The 17124-nt window shown below is 71.0% G+C and carries 19 protein-coding genes; 13 read left to right on the forward strand and 6 right to left on the reverse strand.

Going from position 1 to position 17124, the window contains the following annotated elements:
- Positions 1-92 precede the first annotated feature (92 nt).
- Both OG439_RS42520 and OG439_RS42525 read right to left on the reverse strand, forming a co-directional pair.
- A complete protein-coding gene (locus tag OG439_RS42520; RefSeq protein WP_326946054.1) occupies positions 93-275 on the reverse strand; it encodes an LPXTG cell wall anchor domain-containing protein in 183 nt (60 codons plus the stop codon).
- Positions 276-286: 11 nt separating this feature from the next.
- Positions 287-1051 (reverse strand): choice-of-anchor P family protein, encoded by a 765-nt coding sequence (locus OG439_RS42525; protein ID WP_326946055.1) that lies wholly within the window; start codon positions 1049-1051, stop codon positions 287-289.
- A 312-nt stretch (positions 1052-1363) separates the two neighbouring features.
- On the opposite strand from OG439_RS42525, the gene xrtP reads away from it, so the two are divergent.
- Complete coding sequence (gene xrtP / locus OG439_RS42530; protein ID WP_326946056.1) at positions 1364-1873, forward strand: exosortase P; 510 nt, start codon at positions 1364-1366, stop codon at positions 1871-1873.
- The gene (locus tag OG439_RS42535) at positions 1870-3246 is read left to right on the forward strand and encodes a glycosyltransferase family 2 protein (protein ID WP_326946057.1); all 1377 of its coding nucleotides are present in this window, start codon (positions 1870-1872) and stop codon (positions 3244-3246) included. The genes xrtP and OG439_RS42535 overlap by 4 nt, the downstream gene beginning before the upstream one ends.
- Positions 3247-3307: 61 nt before the next feature.
- Here OG439_RS42535 and OG439_RS42540 read toward each other — a convergent pair whose 3' ends face one another.
- Positions 3308-5200, reverse strand: a complete 1893-nt coding sequence (locus OG439_RS42540; protein ID WP_326946058.1) for an N-acetylmuramoyl-L-alanine amidase — start codon at positions 5198-5200, stop codon at positions 3308-3310.
- Positions 5201-5272: 72 nt separating this feature from the next.
- The gene (locus tag OG439_RS42545; RefSeq protein ID WP_326946059.1) at positions 5273-5605 is read right to left on the reverse strand and encodes a metalloregulator ArsR/SmtB family transcription factor; all 333 of its coding nucleotides are present in this window, start codon (positions 5603-5605) and stop codon (positions 5273-5275) included.
- A gap of 73 nt (positions 5606-5678) precedes the next feature.
- Between OG439_RS42545 and OG439_RS42550 the strand changes: the two genes are divergently transcribed.
- The 3 genes from OG439_RS42550 (at position 5679) to groL (ending at position 8295) form a co-directional block, all read left to right on the forward strand.
- The gene (locus tag OG439_RS42550) at positions 5679-6080 is read left to right on the forward strand and encodes an ArsI/CadI family heavy metal resistance metalloenzyme (protein WP_326946060.1); all 402 of its coding nucleotides are present in this window, start codon (positions 5679-5681) and stop codon (positions 6078-6080) included.
- Between the two features lie 210 nt (positions 6081-6290).
- On the forward strand, positions 6291-6584 hold the full coding sequence (gene groES, locus OG439_RS42555; RefSeq protein WP_007031106.1) for a co-chaperone GroES: 294 nt from the start codon (positions 6291-6293) through the stop codon (positions 6582-6584).
- A gap of 97 nt (positions 6585-6681) precedes the next feature.
- On the forward strand, positions 6682-8295 hold the full coding sequence (gene groL, locus OG439_RS42560; protein WP_247060629.1) for a chaperonin GroEL: 1614 nt from the start codon (positions 6682-6684) through the stop codon (positions 8293-8295).
- 271 nt (positions 8296-8566) lie between these two features.
- Here the strand turns inward: groL and OG439_RS42565 are convergent, their stop codons facing one another.
- Positions 8567-8887 carry a WhiB family transcriptional regulator gene (locus tag OG439_RS42565; RefSeq protein ID WP_305879369.1) on the reverse strand — a complete coding sequence of 107 codons (321 nt, stop codon included), beginning with the start codon at positions 8885-8887 and terminating at the stop codon, positions 8567-8569.
- 191 nt (positions 8888-9078) lie between these two features.
- On the opposite strand from OG439_RS42565, the gene OG439_RS42570 reads away from it, so the two are divergent.
- From OG439_RS42570 to OG439_RS42590, 5 genes are all read left to right on the forward strand, one after another.
- Positions 9079-10023, forward strand: a complete 945-nt coding sequence (locus OG439_RS42570) for a MerR family transcriptional regulator (protein ID WP_326946061.1) — start codon at positions 9079-9081, stop codon at positions 10021-10023.
- Between the two features lie 264 nt (positions 10024-10287).
- Positions 10288-11142: a hypothetical protein gene (locus OG439_RS42575; protein ID WP_326946062.1), complete on the forward strand. Its 855-nt coding sequence runs from the start codon at positions 10288-10290 to the stop codon at positions 11140-11142.
- A 131-nt stretch (positions 11143-11273) separates the two neighbouring features.
- Positions 11274-11870 (forward strand): response regulator transcription factor, encoded by a 597-nt coding sequence (locus OG439_RS42580; RefSeq protein ID WP_003073605.1) that lies wholly within the window; start codon positions 11274-11276, stop codon positions 11868-11870.
- A 397-nt stretch (positions 11871-12267) separates the two neighbouring features.
- Positions 12268-12840, forward strand: coding sequence for a sigma-70 family RNA polymerase sigma factor (locus OG439_RS42585; RefSeq protein WP_247063912.1), 573 nt, complete (start codon positions 12268-12270; stop codon positions 12838-12840).
- Entirely contained in the window at positions 12841-13785 is a 945-nt protein-coding gene (locus OG439_RS42590; protein ID WP_326946063.1) for an anti-sigma-D factor RsdA, read from the forward strand.
- 67 nt (positions 13786-13852) lie between these two features.
- Here the strand turns inward: OG439_RS42590 and OG439_RS42595 are convergent, their stop codons facing one another.
- Complete coding sequence (locus OG439_RS42595; protein WP_247060636.1) at positions 13853-14248, reverse strand: DUF5319 domain-containing protein; 396 nt, start codon at positions 14246-14248, stop codon at positions 13853-13855.
- 129 nt (positions 14249-14377) lie between these two features.
- Between OG439_RS42595 and guaB the strand changes: the two genes are divergently transcribed.
- The 3 genes from guaB to OG439_RS42610 all read left to right on the forward strand — a co-directional run bounded on the left by guaB (position 14378) and on the right by OG439_RS42610 (position 17106).
- Positions 14378-15889, forward strand: coding sequence for an IMP dehydrogenase (gene guaB, locus OG439_RS42600; RefSeq protein WP_326946064.1), 1512 nt, complete (start codon positions 14378-14380; stop codon positions 15887-15889).
- 225 nt (positions 15890-16114) lie between these two features.
- Positions 16115-16609 (forward strand): hypothetical protein, encoded by a 495-nt coding sequence (locus OG439_RS42605; protein ID WP_326946065.1) that lies wholly within the window; start codon positions 16115-16117, stop codon positions 16607-16609.
- Positions 16610-16611: 2 nt separating this feature from the next.
- Entirely contained in the window at positions 16612-17106 is a 495-nt protein-coding gene (locus OG439_RS42610) for a hypothetical protein (protein WP_326946066.1), read from the forward strand.
- The last annotated feature ends 18 nt before the right edge of the window (positions 17107-17124 follow it).

Consider the following 17124-nt stretch of genomic DNA (forward strand, 5'->3'; position numbering starts at 1 on the left):
CGCGGTGCCTCTTTTCCACATCGTCCAGTTTCCACGAAAATCTCTGCCAAGGGCCGCCGGCGTGCGAGGGGCGCACGCCGACGGCCCCGGCCTCAGTGCTCCCGCGCCTGGGAGAGCCGGCGGTTGCGGCGGTGGACGGCGATCAGCGCGACGGTCCCGAGCAGGACCAGCAGCACGCCGATGGCCAGCCACCACCCGATGTCGGCGCCGGTGGCGGCGAGGGTGCCCACCCCGCCACCGGCCACGCCGACGCCCGCGCCCGGCATCTTGTACATCCGGACCTCACTCAGGCCGTGCGGCGGTTGCGGAGAATGCGCGTGCCGATCGGCAGCGCGATGGCGCCGAGCAGGCCGAGCCCGACCCACAGGCCGGCACCGGAGGCCAGCGGCATCGGCGGCGCGGCCGGGCCGCAGGTCGCCGACGACACGATCACGTCGCCCGAGCCGAGCGCGCCGACGACACCGCCGAGCAGCTTCACGTGGAGGGCGTTGACCGTGAGGCTGCCGTCCTTGTTCTGGATCTGCTCGTTGAGGATGATCGTCGCCACGTTGACCAGGCCGATGGTCACCTTGACCTGGGTGTTCGGCGCCGGGTTGGCGTCGACCGCGCCGATGCTGCCGAGCTTCGCGTCGGCCAGCGTGCTGCTGCCCTTGACGCCTTCCTGGGTGGCGGTGCAGACGGCTTCGACGGTCTTGACGCCGACGGTGCCGAGCGCGGCCTTGAGCAGCGGCAGGCCGACGTCGGCGGTGGTCGCCTTCGCCGTCACCGCACCGGATTCGTCGTCGCGCTTGGCCTCGGCGGTGATCACCCCGGCGGTCAGGATCCCGGCCGCGTTGGCGCTGGCCACGGTGTTCGTCGTCGGGCCCGCGGTGTTGGCGGCCGCGAGCGGCCCGACCTTCACCGCGGGCTGGCCGAGCAGCGTCACGTTCACGCTGACGCCGTACGCGGAACCGTCGCCGGGGGCCGCCGAAGCGGGGGCCGCGCCGGCGAGCACGACGCTCGCCACGACCGCGGCGAGCAGTCCGCCACGGCGCACGAGGGAGCTCTTCATCAACTGGTCCTCCGAATTCGCTGAGTTTCTCGGGGGTTCGCGTGGTGTGTCCGACTCCGGCGCGGATCGGTCCGGCCAGCCTCGAGTCGGCACGCGAATCGACTATCGCCAACACGACCTCGAATAGCACACGAAATTCACCGAATCACCGGATCGGGTAATGCTTTCGGACGTCTTCGCAGGTCGAATACGGCATCACTCGGACGGTCTAGCAAGTTCGCCGCCGCACCTGCCGAATGGCCGCTTGAACCTGCATGAGAAATCGACACCGAGAGGAACGTCGTGGCCGTAGCGAGCGCTCCGAACTCAGGGATGGCGAAGTTCCCGCTGGTCGTGGGGCTGGGTGCGCTGGCCGCCGCGGGCGCCGTCGTGGTGCTGGCCGAGCGGCTGTACCGCGAGCTGGAAGTACAGCTGGCGGGCGCGATCCTCAACATCATCACTACATCGGGTGTTTATGTCGCCGGTGATCGAGAGTCCGTTTACTTTGGGTTGAGCGGCGCTGCTCCATTCGGGTTGAGAATGACCCCGGAATGTTCGTCGGCGTTTCTTCTGCTGCCACTGCTCGTTGTGACGACGGCCATGCTCTGGTTCCGGCCCGCGAATGCGCGCCGGTTGTTCTTTTCCCTCGGCGTTTCCGCGGTCGTCGTGGTGCTGGTGAACCAGCTGCGCATTCTCACGATCGTCGGCCTGGTCCACCAGCTCGGCCCGGACGAGGGCTACTACTGGGGGCACACGCTGCTCGGCTCGATGGTGAGCGTGTTCGGCGGCGCCGTCTCGCTCGTCCTGTTCGTCTGGCTGGCCACGCGGAAGAAGAACGCATGAGCGGCAAGGTCCTGCTGGCGATCACCCAGGCGTTCGCGCTGACGATGAGCGTGGCGTTCCTGGTCTACGTCGTGCTGATCGTCGTGCCGTACCTGCGCCGCAAGCCCGGCCCGGTCGGTGACCCGGCGGACTTCACGTGGCACTTCTTCGTCCCGTGCCGCGACGAGCAGACCGTCATCCGCGAGACGATCCGCTACCTGCGCACGACGTTCCGGCACGCGCACGTCTGGGTCGTCGACGACGACTCGGAGGACCGCACCGCCCGCGTCGTCCGGATGCTGTGGCGGCGCAACGGCGGTTACGACCCGTACCTGCACCTCGTGCCGCGCGTCCGGCCCGAAGCCCGCACCGGCAAGGGGGACGCGCTCAACGCGGCCTACCGGGCCCTGAACGACTGGATGGGACCGGACGCGGCCCGCGACGACGTCGTGGTCGTGGTGGTCGACGCCGACGGCCGCCCGGCGCCGAACTGCCTCGAGGTCTGCGCGGCGGACTACCTCTTCGGCGACCCGGGGATCGGCGCGGTGCAGCTCGACGTCTGGATGAGCAACGTCGGAACCCCGCCGCCGACGCGCAACCCGGCCGGCCGCTGGTTCGGGCTGAAGCTCGCGCAGCTGCAGGACCTGGAGTTCCGGACGGCGATCGCGGCGATCCAGACGTCGCGCGGCTTCACCGGCACGATCTCCATGGGCGGCAACGGCCAGTTCACCCGGCTCACCGCGCTCGACTCGATCGCCGGCCCCGGCGAACAGCCGTGGCGCGGTTCGCTGCTGGAGGACTTCGAGCTCGGCGTCCACCTGCTGACCGCGGGCTGGCGCACCGGATTCACCCCCGATTCCCATGTGGCGCAGGAAGGTCTGTACAGCCTGCGGCGGTTCCTGGTGCAGCGCACGCGCTGGGGCCAGGGCACCATGCAGTGCGCGCGGTACCTGCGGCGGATCTGGGACTCGCCGCACGTCAGCACGCTCGGCGCGGCGGAGATGATGTACTACCTCGCGCAGCCGTGGCTGCAGCTGCTCGGGTCGCTGCTGTACCCGATCCCGTTCCTGCTGCTGATCTTCAGCACCGCCGGCGACCCGGCGCAGATGTGGACGTGGTTCACCGGCGGCGCCTGGATCCTGTTCGCGATCTACGGTTCGTTCGGCCTGCTGCCGTTCCTGGTCTGGGGCCCGATCTACCAGCTGAAGTGCTTGCGCAGCCGCAATGTGCTGCGGGGCATCGGCCTGGGCTTCGCGTACGCGGCGTACATCTACACGTTCTACGTGACGTCGTGGCGAGCGCTGTTCCGGCTGATCCGCCGCCGCAACGGCTGGGCGAAGACACGCCGCAACACCGAGCGGTCCGGGGGAGCGAAGGTCGCGCTCGACGCCTGAAAGCCGTGAAGGCCCCCTTACCGGCCATAAGAGCCGGTAAGGAGGCCTTCACGGCTTTGGGCTAGAACGCCGGCAGGAACCGGACGTCGTCCGCCTTGACGAACGCGATCCGGTGCCCGAACTGGATCTGGACGTACTTGAGCTTGCCCTTCACGACCACGTGGTCGGCAACGTCGAACGTGGTCGCCGAGTAGTACTCCGACCCGACCACCCCGGCCGACGAGTACTTCTGCCCGGCGGCCAGCGTGTACGGCAGCGGCGTGATCGCCTGCGGAGTGAGGTTCGCCGGGTAGGCCTCGGGTTCGGGGTAGGCGCGCCCGTACACCGGAATCGTGGCCAGGCCCGGCTTCGGCGTCACGACCAGGCCGATCGCGGGCTTCGCGACGCGCGCGTTGTGCGGGTTGTGGAACCAGCCCTTCTGGCCGAGGTACCAGATCGCCGTCCAGTCGCCGCTGGTGCCGGCGACGGCGAACTGCTGCCCGGTGGCGGCGCGGCTGCCGACGTCGGAGACGTCCGTTGTGGACGGTCCGCCCGCCGGGTGCAGGCCGATGTCGACCAGCAGCGGTGAGGCGTCACTGGGCTGCGAGTGCAGCATTACGGCCTCGGAACCCCTTGGCGCGCAAGGTGTTCCGGCGGTGTCGCAGCCGGTGAAGAGCGGCTGGTTCTTCGCGAAGTCCGGGTCGATGGTGACCAGCGACGAGCCGGGCAGGCCGAACCCGCCGAGCGGCGCGCCCAGCAGGTCGAAGTAGTGCGACCAGTCCCAGTAGGGGCCCGGATCCCAGTGCATGCCCGCGATCGTCGACGGGACCGTGCCCGGCACGTTGTCGTGGCCGATGATGTGCGCGCGGTCGAGCGGGATGTCGTACTTGCGCGCCAGGTAGCCGATGAGCTTCGCGCTCGAGCGGTACATCGCCTCGGTGTACCAGGTGCCCTTCGCGGCGAAGCCCTCGTGCTCGACGCCGATCGACTTCGCATTGATGTACCAGTTGCCCGCGTGCCAGGCGACGTCCTTGGTCGGGACGTGCTGCGCGATCAGGCCGTCGGCCGAGCGGATGGTGTAGTTCCAGCTCACGTACGTCGGGTCCTGGGCGAGCTTGAGGACGCTGTCCCAGTAGCCCTCGGTGTCGTGGATGACGATGTGGTCGATCTTCTGGCTCACCGGCCGGTTGGCCAGGTCGTGGTTGCCGTAGTCGTCGTTCGGCAGCTCCTGGTAGGGCGCCGGGACGGACTCGCAGGTGACGGTCCGCGGGCACTCGACGTTCGCCGGGTTCACCGCGGCCTCGGCGTGCTTCGGCAGCGCGAGGCCCGGCGTGGCGGCGAGGGTGACCTGCTGGCCGTCGTCGGTGGTGCGGCTCATGCCGCTCTTGATCGTCTCGAAGACCTCGTCGGCGAACGTCTGCGCGGCGTCGCCGGTCGAGCCGCTGTAGTGCGCGACGGCGTCGTACCAGCCGGTCCCGCCGGCGTGGTACTTCGCGAGCAGCGCGGCGCCGCCCCGGATGTTCTGCCGGGTGTCGGTGCGCAGGGTCCGCGCGTCGGTCTTCGTCAGCGCCGCGGCCTCGTCGACGGTCTGCAGCCCGGTCTGCGGCGGCACGTCGGGCCCGGCGGCCGGGTGCAACGCGGGCCGCGCGTCGTCGCCGCGCGGGTCCTCGCTGCCGACGTCGTGGTGACTGCCGGCGACCCCGGCTTCCCGCAGGTCGGTGAGGTGCATCGGGCCGTACCCGGCGGACGCGCTGGGCGTCCCGGCGTTGAAGTCCCACCGGGATTCGAGGTAGGAGACGCCGAGCAGGACGTCCACCGGCACCCCGAACTCGGCCGCCGCGGCGGCGAAGTCCCGCTGCCGCTGATCGGTGGTGGTGGTCGCGGCATGGGCTTGGCCGGTGAGGGCCCCGCCGAGCAGGGCGACGGCGGCGGCCAGCGCCGCCGTTCTGGAGAGCGAACGAGACGACATGGGCATAAACCCCCAGGGTTCAGGTGCCAGACGGTGAGAACCTAACCAGAAACTCACGCTGGGGGTAAGAGCCCGCGCTCAGGCGGGGACGAGCACGGCGGCCAGCCGGGCCAGCACCTCGGGGTGGACGCGGTAGTAGACCCACGTCCCGCGCCGTTCGCCGGTGATCAGGCCGGCCTCCCGAAGCACCTTCAGGTGGTGCGAAATGGTCGGGCCGGTCAGGTCGAAAGCCTCGGTCAGGTCGCACACGCACGCTTCGCCGCCGCCGTGGGAGGCGATCAGGGACAGCAGCCGCAGCCGCACCGGGTCGGCCATCGCCTTGAACAACGCGGACAGCTCCACGGCCTGCGGTTCGGTCAGCGGCTCGCGGACGAGCGGCGCGCAGCAGGCGACGGGGAGCTGATTCGACACTTCTCTATCTTGACGGATGTCTATCCAAGGCGCAATGCTCTGCTTAGACGACCATCTATCCAAGGAGGCAGTGGTGTCCCGAGTACAGCTCGCTCTGCGGGTCGGCGACCTCGAAGGCTCGATCGGCTTCTACTCGAAGCTGTTCGGTACCGGCCCCGCCAAGCGCCGTCCCGGCTACGCGAACTTCGCCGTCGCCGAACCCGCGCTCAAGCTCGTCCTCCTGGAAGGCGAGCCCGGGCAGGCCACGGTCCTGGACCACCTCGGCGTCGAGGTCGAGTCCGCCGAGCAGGTCGGGTCGGCCGCCGGGCGGCTCGCCGGCGAAGGCCTCGAAACCCGGACCGAGACCGGCACCACCTGCTGCTACGCCGTCCAGGACAAGGTGTGGGTGCACGGGCCGGGGCGGGAGCCGTGGGAGGTCTACGTCGTCAAGGCCGACGCGGAGAGCGCGGCGCCGTCCGGGGGCTGCTGCTCCTGAGCGGCGCCTGACCGGCGGCTGGGGCGGCGGAACAAAGCCGCCGGTCAGGCGCGTTCTCACCGGCAAGACGCACCCTCCTTGCGAGACTGGCACTCCCGTGGCTAGAGTGCTAATCGCACGGCCCGACAGCCCCGGCACCCGCGACGGCGGGGGTGGTAGAGCCGTAACCACAACCTGCCAACGCTTTCGACGACCGTGGAGGTCAACCCGGTGAGCGTGAACATCAAGCCGCTCGAGGACAAGATCGTTGTCCAGACGAGTGAGGCCGAGGAGACGACCGCTTCCGGTCTCGTCATCCCCGACACCGCCAAGGAGAAGCCCCAGGAGGGCAAGGTTCTGGCCGTGGGCCCGGGCCGGATCGACGACAAGGGCAACCGCGTCCCGCTCGACGTTTCCGTCGGCGACGTCGTCATCTACTCGAAGTACGGCGGCACCGAGGTCAAGTACAACGGTGAGGACTACCTGATCCTGTCCGCCCGCGACGTGCTGGCCGTCATCAACTGACGTCCGCTCGCAGCGCATGACGCCCCGGGCCCCGCACAAGCCGGGGAGCGGGGCGTTCGTGCGTTCCAGACCCACCGAAAGGTAAGCGGAACACGCTATGCCCAAGCAGATCAGATTCGACGAGGACGCTCGTCGCGCCTTGGAGCGCGGGGTGAACAAGCTCGCCGACACGGTCAAGGTCACCCTCGGCCCGCGCGGTCGCCACGTCGTGCTCGACAAGAAGTTCGGCGGCCCGACCATCACCCTCGACGGCGTGACCGTCGCCCGTGAGATCGAGCTCGACGACCCGTTCGAGAACCTCGGCGCCCAGCTCGCCAAGAGCGTCGCCACCAAGACCAACGACGTCGCCGGCGACGGCACCACGACCGCGACGGTGCTCGCGCAGTCGCTGGTGAAGGTCGGCCTGCGCAACGTCGCGGCCGGCGCGAACCCGACCTCGATCGGCCGTGGCATCGAAGCCGCCGCGGCGAAGGTCATCGAGGTCCTCAAGAGCAAGGCGACCCCGGTCAAGGGCCGCGAGAGCATCGCGCAGGTCGGCACCGTCACCTCGCGTGACGCCAACATCGGCGCCCTGCTCGGCGAAGCCGTCGAGAAGGTCGGCGAAGACGGCGTCATCACCATCGAGGAGTCGTCGACCCTGGCGACCGAGCTGGTGATCACCGAGGGCGTCCAGTTCGACAAGGGCTTCCTCTCGGCGCACTTCGCGACCAACCCGGAGGAGCAGAAGGCGATCCTCGAGGACGCCTACATCCTGCTCGTCCGCGAGAAGGTCTCGTCGCTGGCGGAGCTGCTGCCGGTGCTCGAGAAGGTCGTCGAGGCCAAGAAGCCGCTGCTGATCATCGCCGAGGACGTCGACGGCGAAGCGCTGTCCACCCTCGTGGTGAACTCGCTGCGCAAGACGATCACCGCCGTCGCCGTCAAGGCGCCGTTCTTCGGTGACCGTCGCAAGGCGTTCCTGGACGACCTCGCGTTCGTCACCGGTGGTGAGGTCGTCTCCGCGGAGATCGGCCAGAAGCTGTCCGAGACCGACCTCGGTTCGCTGGGCAAGGCCCGCCGGATCGTCGTCACCAAGGACGACACCACGATCGTCGACGGCGGCGGGGCCAAGGACGCCATCCAGGGCCGGATCGCGCAGATCCGCAAGGAGATCGAGACCACCGACTCCGACTGGGACCGCGAGAAGCTGCAGGAGCGGCTCGCGAAGCTGGGCGGCGGTGTCGCGGTGATCAAGGTCGGCGCGGCCACCGAGACCGAGCTGAACGAGCGCAAGCACCGCATCGAGGACGCCGTGGCGGCGACCAAGGCGGCTGTCGAAGAGGGCATCCTGCCCGGCGGCGGCTCGGCGCTGGTGCACGCGGTCAAGGAGCTCGAAGACGGCCTCGGCCTCGAGGGCGACGAAGCGACCGGTGTCCGCATCGTGCGTGACGCGCTGTCCGCCCCGCTGTTCTGGATCGCGACCAACGCGGGCCACGAGGGCGCGGTCATCGTGAACAAGGTGCGGGAGCAGAGCTGGGGACACGGCTTCAACGCCGCCACCGGCGAGCTGACGGACCTGCTGGCCGCCGGCATCGTCGACCCGGTCAAGGTGACCCGGTCCGCGGTGGCGAACGCCGCCTCGATCGCACGCCTGGTGCTGACGACGGAGTCGTCGATCGTCGAGAAGCCGGCCGAGGAAGAGTCCGCCGCAGCGGGCCACGGCCACTCGCACTGACGCAGTCCTGAGCACGAGAAGGGCGGCATCCCGCAAGGGGTGCCGCCCTTTCTCGTGTACGCGCAGGTGGAGGCCGTTCTTCGGTCGAGCGCCGGATGCGTGGGCGTACCCGCTCGACGCGTGCGCGGCCGACTGATGCGCTCGGCGCGCGCGAAAACGGGGCGGCACCCCGTGAGGGATGCCGCCCCGGTCCCGTCCCGGGCAGAACTCACCCGGAAAGCACGGAGGGCGGCCACCCCACCCGGCGCCGCCCTCCGATGTTCGTGGGCCTTCAGCCGCCCGACATGCTGAGCGTTCGCTTGTCGGCCTTGATCAAGTGTTCGCGTTCGGACTCCGAGAGTCCGCCCCAGATGCCGTAGGGCTCGTGCACCGCCAGCGCGTGGCTGCGGCACATCTCCAAAACGGGACAGCTCAGGCACACGGCTTTCGCCCTGGCCTCCCGCCGTGCCCGCGCCGGGCCGCGCTCGCCGTCCGGGTGAAAGAAGGACGCGCTGTCCATCCCCCGGCACGACCCCTCCAGCTGCCAGTCCCACATGTCGGCGTTGGGTCCTGGGAGCCTGCGCGTGTCTGCCATCCTGACCGCCTCCGTCATTCGGTCGATGCCGCTAGCTGCTCTGCTGTGGTGCCGATACTCCATTCGGTGCAACGGCCGTAACGTTAGAAGCGCGCCAATAGTTGTTCAAGCGATTCGGTTCGATTCAGCCGTTAGGCATCCCCCGGATGTGTGAGCGGGGGGTCTGCCTCCGGTTGCCGACCTCGGTGAGTGCCTGGATATTGAGGCTCGTGGGAGCTGGGTCGGGTACCGAAGAACCCACCCTGCCGGTGGCCTCGGTCGCCCGCCGGCTCGGGGTCGCGCCGTCCACCCTCCGAACCTGGGACCGGCGCTACGGCCTGGGCCCCAGCCGCCACACCGACGGCCGTCACCGCCGCTACGGCACCTCCGACATCGGCCGGCTCGAACTGATGCAGCGGGCCCTCCTCAGCGGCGCGTCGACGGCGGAGGCCGCGCGCTACGCCCTCGAGCAGATCCCGCGCTCCGGCTCACCGCAGCCGGAGGAGCCCGAGGAGCCTCCCGACCCCGGCACCGCCGACGACGGCCACGAGGTCCGCTCCCGCCTCGCGCGCCGGCTGAGCACCGCCGCGCTCGCCATGGACGTCCACGCCGTGCAGCGCATGCTCGCCGACACCGTCGCCGAGCTGGGGGTGCTGCCCGCCTGGACGGGCGTCCTCGAACCGGTCCTGTCGGCGCTGCGGGCCCGCTGGCGCGGGGCCAGCGCGGGCGCCGAGGTCGAGTACCTGCTCGCCGAGTGCGTGTACGCCGCCCTGATCCGCGCCACCCCGGTGCTCGACGAGCCGCGCAACACCCGCCCGGTGCTGCTCGGCTGCGTCCCGGAGGAGCGCGACACGATGCCGATGTACGCGCTCGCGGCGTCACTGGCCGGCCGGCGGATCGGCGCCCAGCTGTTCGGGGTCCCGCTGCCCGCGGACGTCCTGGCGGTGGCGGTCCGCCGCAGCGCGCCGGCGGCGGTGGTGCTGTGGGCCCACCGCCACGGGATGGCGGACACCCGCCTGTTCGCCCGGGTCTCGCGCGGGCGCCAGCGGAGCCGGCTGTTCGCCTGCGGCCCGGGCTGGGACCCGTCCGGGCTGCCGGACAAGGTGGAGCACCTCCCGGACCTGCAGGGCGCGGCGGACCGCATCGAGCACGTCCTGGTCGGCGTCCACCACTAGCCGGGCCCGCGCGGAACGCCGTGAAGGGCACCTTCACGGCTTTCAAGGCCATGAGGGTGTCCCTCACGGCAGTGCCGAGACCAATGCGCCGCCCACGCAGCGCGTCGTGCGCTGGTTGTGGCTCGATCCGTCCCCTACGGCCATTCGGCCGATCCGCCCGCACTCCGGAGCGAGCCGCGGCCCCGGGCCGGCTCGATTCGAGTCGATCCAGGCCCAGGGCACTTCGATCACGTTCTTGTCGGTGGCAGGCGCTAGAAAGGACGGGTGCACGAACCCGCCCTCCGCGCCGCCGCCTTCGGCAGTGACCCGCGGCCCGACCCCGCCGTCCTGCGCGGTACCGGGCCGCCACGCGCCCGCCTGCTCGCCGCCGTCGTCCTGGGGGCCCAGGGGCGGTACGCGGCCGCCGCGGCGCTCCTGGACCCCTTGCGTGCCGCGGGCGACCCCTTGCTCGGCTCCCTGGCCGCCAGCACCCTCGCGGCGCACCGGCGGCAGCTGGGTGGCCACGCACGGGCCCGCGCGCTCGACGGCGAGGCTTTCGCGCGCGCGGCGACCCTGCGCGGCGACCCCGACCCGGACGGCCTCGACGCCGCCGGCGCCCGGGCGGACGCGCTGCTCGGGCTGGCCGCCGACAACCTCGCCCTGGGCCGGCTGAGCGCCGCGCGGCGGCTGGCCGCGCGGGCCGCGGCGCAGGACGCCGGGTGGCGGGCCGACGTCCGCTGCGGCTGGGTCGGCGCCGAGATCGAGCTCGCCGCAGGTCAGGGCGCCGCCGCCGTGGCGCCCGCCGAGCGCGCGTTCGAAACCGCCGTCGCCCGCGGCGCCCGCCGCCACGCGACCAAATCCGGCATTGTGCTGGCCGTGGCCCTGCGGGCGGCCGGAGCACCCGATCACCGGAACATTTCGGACGCTCTCGTCGGAAAGGCAATGGCGGCGGCCGAAGAATGCGAATTGCTTTCACTTTTGTGGCCCGCCGCCCTCGTCGCGGCCGACCTGCGCCCAGGACACGCCGAGGAGTATCGATTCAGAGTCGCCGAGGTGTTGCACGCAGTGTTACGAAGCGCAGATCCTTGCGGGAGGAGGATCGCGGGGGAATCGCCATGGGTCCCCGCCCCGGGTGGTTGAGCCGTCGGAATGGGGTGTTCCGGCATCCGGGCTAAGAAGTTTCAAAAAAAGCCACCGGATCGTGTCAAGGTTCGGGCTAAAGCGTCCGATAGGGGAAGTGGAATGTCACCCGGCTGCAGGAAGGAAACCCCGTGACGACGGTCTTGATCTGCGACGACCGACGCAGTGTCCGTGAAGGGCTCACCCGAGTGATGTCCGCGGTCCCTGGGGTCAGTCGCATCGACTGCGTAGCGCACGGTGACGAGCTGCTGGCCCGGTACTCCCGTCAGCCCGTCGACGTCGTGCTGGTCGGGACGCAACGCGCGGTCCCGACAGGTGTCGAAGCCACCCGGCGGCTCGTCTCCGCGAACCCCCAGGCGAACGTCATCGTGTTCGGCGCCCCCGACGACGCCGGCAGCATCGCTGCCGCCATCGCCGGTGGTGCCCGCGGCTACCTCCGCTGGGACGCGTCCCGGCCGGAGCTGGTCGCCGCACTGGCCCACACCCTCGCGAGCACCTCGGTGCCCGCGCCCCGTCAGCCGTCCGACCCGGGCGTCCAGCTGACCGAGCGCGAGCTTCAGGTGCTCCGCGGGATGAGCCAGGGCAAGAGCAACGGCCAGATCGGCCGCGAGCTGTACCTGTCCGAGGACACGGTCAAGACCCACGCCCGTCGGCTGTTCCGCAAGCTCGGCGTGCGCGACCGCGCGCAGGCCGTGGCTCACGGCTTCCGCCGCGGCCTGGTCAGCTGACCGTTCCGCGGAACTCTCCTCGATCCTGACACGGCCGGAATACAGGTGACAGCGGGCCAGGGCGACGTATCGTCCTGGCCCGTACCTGTGTGGTCCCCATCACACTCCGGCGCCCTTCGGGGCAGCCCTCGGGGCGGTCTCCCGCCCCGGTTCCCGCCCTCCGGACGGGAACTCGTACCTGTGGTCCCGGTCGCTCGTTGATTCGACGACATCGATCGTGGGCTTCAGAGGCTAATCCGTATTTTCGCGGCGCCGGCAGGCGCGGCGCGCCGGGGAGCACCGCGCGCGCCGGTCCGAGCCGGCCGCAGGTACGGTAACGGTCACCGGTCCGCGGCGCGGGCAGCCACGAGCCGGACTCTTTGCACGCCTACACGTAACACTGGGACTGTTGTCTGCGATGGCCAATGTGGGGGATGGACTGGATGAACCGGTCGCCGCTGCTGTCGAGGGAGATCCCCAGGCAGTGGAGCGGCTGCTGGCTGCTATCCGTCCACTGGTAGTGCGGTATTGCCGCGCTCGGGTTGGCAGGCAGGAGCGATCGTTCGCTTCGGCGGACGACGTTGCGCAGGAGGTGTGTCTCGCGGTGCTAACGGCATTGCCTTCGTACCGTGACCAAGGGCGCCCTTTCCTGGCCTTCGTCTACGGGATCGCCCAGCACAAGGTGGCCGACGCGCACCGCGCGGCGGCTCGCAACCGCGCCGAACCGGTCGCCGAGATCCCCGACGAGGTCGAGGGTGGCGTCGGTCCCGAGCAGCGGGCGTTGCAGGGTGAGCTGAACGAGCGGATGTCCCAGTTGTTGCAGGTGCTGCCGGACAAGCAGCGGGAGATCGTGGTGCTGCGCGTGGTCGTCGGCCTGTCGGCGGAGGAGACCGCGGACGCCGTGGGGTCCACCCCCGGAGCCGTCCGCGTCGCTCAGCACCGCGCGCTCGCGCGGCTGAGAAAGGTCCTGGCCGCGGAGGAGGTGCTCTGAGTGACCGGTCACGAAAAGGGTTTCGAGCCGGATGACGTCTGGGCCGGCGGCCTGTCGGGTTCGGAGGCGGAGTTCGCCGCCGATCTGACGGCGGTGCAGGCGGACGACGCCCTGCTCGACGCGCTCGGCGGATCCGACCCGGCCCTGGCCGACGGCCTCGGCGACCAGGAGCTCAACGCGTTGCTGGTGGCGTGGCGAAGAGACATCGACAGTGAGCCACTGGCCGAACTGGTCGACGTCGACACCGCGGTACGCACCGTCACCACCGCCGCTCTCGCGCAGCGGCACGCCTCGAGCGGACGCCGCCGCAGGCTGCTCGTCCCGGTCGCCGTCGCCGCCGCTGTGCTGGCGATCGCGTTCACCGGAACCGGGCTGGCCGCGCGTTCCGCGGAGCCCGGCGACACGCTTTGGGGCCTCGCGAAGGTCCTGTACTCCGATCACACCCACTCGGTCGAGGCGGCCGCGAACGCGAAGCTCGACCTCGAGAAGGCGAACCTCGCCATCGCCGGCGGCGACCTCGTCGCCGCCCGCCAGGCCCTCCAAGACGCCCAGACCGCGCTCTCGCAGGTCAGCGACGAGGACAACAAGGGCCAGCTGATGGAGCAGCACCGGCAGCTCGCCGCCCAGCTCCAGAACCCGGACGCGCCGGTGCAGGGCCCGACCCAGCAGCCCACGTCGACGCAGATTCCGCCCGGTGGTGTCTCGGCGACGCAGGTGCCGCCGGCCGGCTCGGCGACGTCGATCCCGGGCAGCAGCGGCGGCACGACCAGCCTGCCGGGCACCGGGACGCCGACCGTGACGCCCCCGCCGCCGACCACCGAGACAACACCCCCGCCGCCGACCACGCCGACCACCACGGCCGCGAGCGGCAACGACCCGGGCACGTCACCCCGCAGCGAGACGGTCGGCGGGGCCGGCCAGCAGGGCGTCACCGATACGCCGTAGACGTCGACATACCGAAGAAGCCCCGGTGAGGAAACTCACCGGGGCTTCTTCGTTCGGTCAGGGGCGCTCAGTACGCGCTTTCGTTCGCCGTGACGCCGTCCGCGAAGCCGCGGCAGTAGTCCCAGCTGACGTAGTCGCCGGGGTTCGGGTCGTAGGCCGGCTCGTGCGGGCGCATCCGCCCGTCGGCCAGCAGCTGCTCCAGGCTGGCCCGCAGCAGGTGCCAGTCGTGGTAGTGCGGTTCGTCGCACTCGCCGCAGTCCACGACGATCCCGCGGACCCCGCGAGGCTCGAGAAGCGCCTGGTAGACGGCCAGATCCGAGAGATCGGCCAGCAGCTCGGTGCGTTCCTGGTCGCTGATCGGCTCGTCCAGCCGCTCCTCGTTGTCGAGGAACGCGCGGGCCGGGTCGTCCGGGTCGTCCGCGAACGGGTCCGGAGGCAGAACGTCATGCGCCACGGCCTGCACGCTACCGGTCGGTCCTCGCGGCTCGCCCACCACCCGGGGCGGGGGCCGGACCCGGATATCATGAGGGGAAGGCTCCGAGTCGCCACAGCGACGCCGCTCACCCCGCGCCAGGAAGGCCCTTCACCCGCTATGACCAGCGACGGCATCACCGCCCCCGTTCCGGCCAAGTTCGCCATGCTCGGCCTGACCTTCGATGACGTGCTGCTGCTGCCGGCGGAATCGGACGTCGTCCCCAGCATGGTCGACACCGGCACCCGGCTGACCCGGAACATCACGCTCGGCGTGCCGCTGGTCTCCGCCGCCATGGACACCGTCACCGAGGCGCGGATGGCGATCGCCATGGCCCGCCAGGGCGGCATCGGCGTGCTCCAGCGCAACCTCCCGATCGACGAGCAGGCCGCCGCCGTCGAGGTGGTCAAGCGGTCCGAAGCCGGCATGGTCACCGACCCGGTCACCTGCGCGCCCGACGCCACGTTGGCCGAGGTCGACGCCCTGTGCGCGAAGTTCCGCATCTCCGGTGTGCCGGTCGCCGACGCCGCCGGCACCCTCGTGGGCATCATCACCAACCGCGACATGCGGTTCGAGGTCGACCACAGCCGCCCGGTGTCCGAGGTCATGACCAAGGCCCCGCTGATCACCGCGCAGGTCGGGGTGTCCGCGGACGCCGCGCTCGGCCTGCTGCGTCGGCACAAGATCGAGAAGCTCCCGATCGTCGACGGCGCGGGCAAGCTGCGCGGCCTGATCACGGTCAAGGACTTCGTGAAGACCGAGCAGTACCCGAAGGCCACGAAGGACCCGGACGGCCGGCTCATCGTCGGCGCCGCGGTCGGCGTCGGCGCCGACGGCCACAAGCGCGCGATGGCCCTGGCCGACGCGGGCGTCGACGTCCTGATGGTCGACACCGCGCACGGGCACTCCCGCGCGGTCGTCGACACCGTCTCGCTGCTGAAGAAGGAGCTGGGCGACGCCGTCGACATCGTCGGCGGCAACGTCGCGACTCGCGCGGGCGCGCAGGCGCTGGTCGACGCGGGCGCGGACGGCATCAAGGTCGGCGTCGGCCCGGGCTCGATCTGCACCACCCGGATCGTCGCCGGCGTCGGCGTCCCGCAGATCTCGGCGATCTACGAGGCCGACCAGGCCGCCCGCCCGGCGGGTATCCCGGTGATCGGCGACGGCGGCATCCAGTACTCCGGCGACATCGCGAAGGCCATCGCGGCCGGCGCGTCCACGGTGATGCTGGGCAGCCTGCTGGCCGGCACGGCCGAGGCGCCCGGCGACCTGATCCTGGTCAACGGCAAGCAGTTCAAGGTCTACCGCGGCATGGGCTCGCTGGGTGCCATGCAATCGCGCGGCGAGGGCAAGTCCTACTCCAAGGACCGCTACGCCCAGGACGACGTGCTCAACGAGGACAAGCTGGTCCCGGAGGGCATCGAGGGCCGGATCCCGTTCCGCGGCCCGCTCGCCAACGTGGTGCACCAGCTGGTCGGCGGCCTGCGCGCGGGCATGGGCTACGCGGGCGCCGAGACGATCCCGCAGCTGCAGGAGGCGCAGCTGGTCCGGATCACGGCGGCCGGGCTCAAGGAGAGCCACCCGCACGACGTCACGATGACCGTCGAGGCCCCCAACTACACGACTCGCTAGGGGAGGCGCGAGCGGTGCCCACAGCACCGCTCGCGACCTGCTCTGATTACAAGATCGCGGGTCTTTCGGCGGCAAATGCCCCCGTTCGGCCTGGGCCGTAGGCCTCTTCGGCTGAACCTTCGTTACCCAGAGTGCTTACGGTAACTGGCCTATCGCCTTCCGTGGCCACCTTGGTGTGCACTGGACGCCATGACGGCCGGCCGCTTCACGCGCTTGCTCCGCAGGGTGTTCTTCACGGCAGTCGCGCTCGTCTCGCTGTTCCTCGGCGGCGTCGTCTGTCTCATGTGCCAGGTGCTCGCGGGCCGGGACGCGCCCACCTACCGCGTCGACGGGCACGTGGCGTCCCACGAGCGGGGCGAGCTCCCGGTCGGCGGCGACGACGGCGCCGTCCGGCACACCATCGGCATCGACGCGGCCGACGGGCGGCACTACAGCATCACCACGGTCGGGTCCGGCCTCGACCTGCCGCCGGGGCAGCCGGTCGCGCTCGACGTCTCGACCGCGGACGGCACCATCGCCTACCTGCGGGCCGGCGGCGGCGTGCTCGACCTGCGGGCGGGCGTGATCCGGCCGGTGCTGCTGATCGTCGCGTCGCTGCTCGCGCTGGGCGCGGTCTACTTCGGCGCGGTCCGGCTCAACGTCTATCCACCGATGGCGACCTGGCTGGCCCTGGCGCTGGGCGCGATCCTGTCGCCGGTCGCCGTGTTCGTCCGCGTGTAGCCGTGGACGTCAGGCCGGCGTTGTGGGCGGTCGTCGCCGGGGCGGCGTCCACCCTCGCCGTGTTCTGGTTCCTCCAGGCCGTCGGCCCGTCCGGCTGGGAAGAAGCCGTGGTCGAGGCGGCGGACCCCGTGCAGTGGCCGGTGAGCACCGAGCCGGGTGCGGGCGAGGACCAGCAGCACCACCTCGTCCTCCGCACGGCGTCGGGTGAGCACTTCGAGGTCTGGGGCAAGGACCGGCACCTCGGCCAGTCGGCGGGGACGTGGCTCCGGGCGGAGATCTCCGATGTCGGGCGGGAGGTCCAGGCCATCGAGGCCGACGGCAGGCGGACCACCGTCGACTCCGGCGGTCTCGGGGTCTTCCTCGCGGCGTTGATCGGGCTCGGGTTCCTGGCCGGCGCGCTCGGCGCGTGCGCCGACGCCAAGCGCCCGATCCCGGCGATGGCGGGTGCGGTGGCCGGGCTGGGAGCCGGTGCACTGCCCGTGTTCCTGCTGTTCTAACCCCCGTGCGCGGGTCAC

The sequence above is a fragment of the Amycolatopsis sp. NBC_01307 genome, assembly GCF_035975215.1.
Taxonomy (GTDB): domain Bacteria; phylum Actinomycetota; class Actinomycetes; order Mycobacteriales; family Pseudonocardiaceae; genus Amycolatopsis.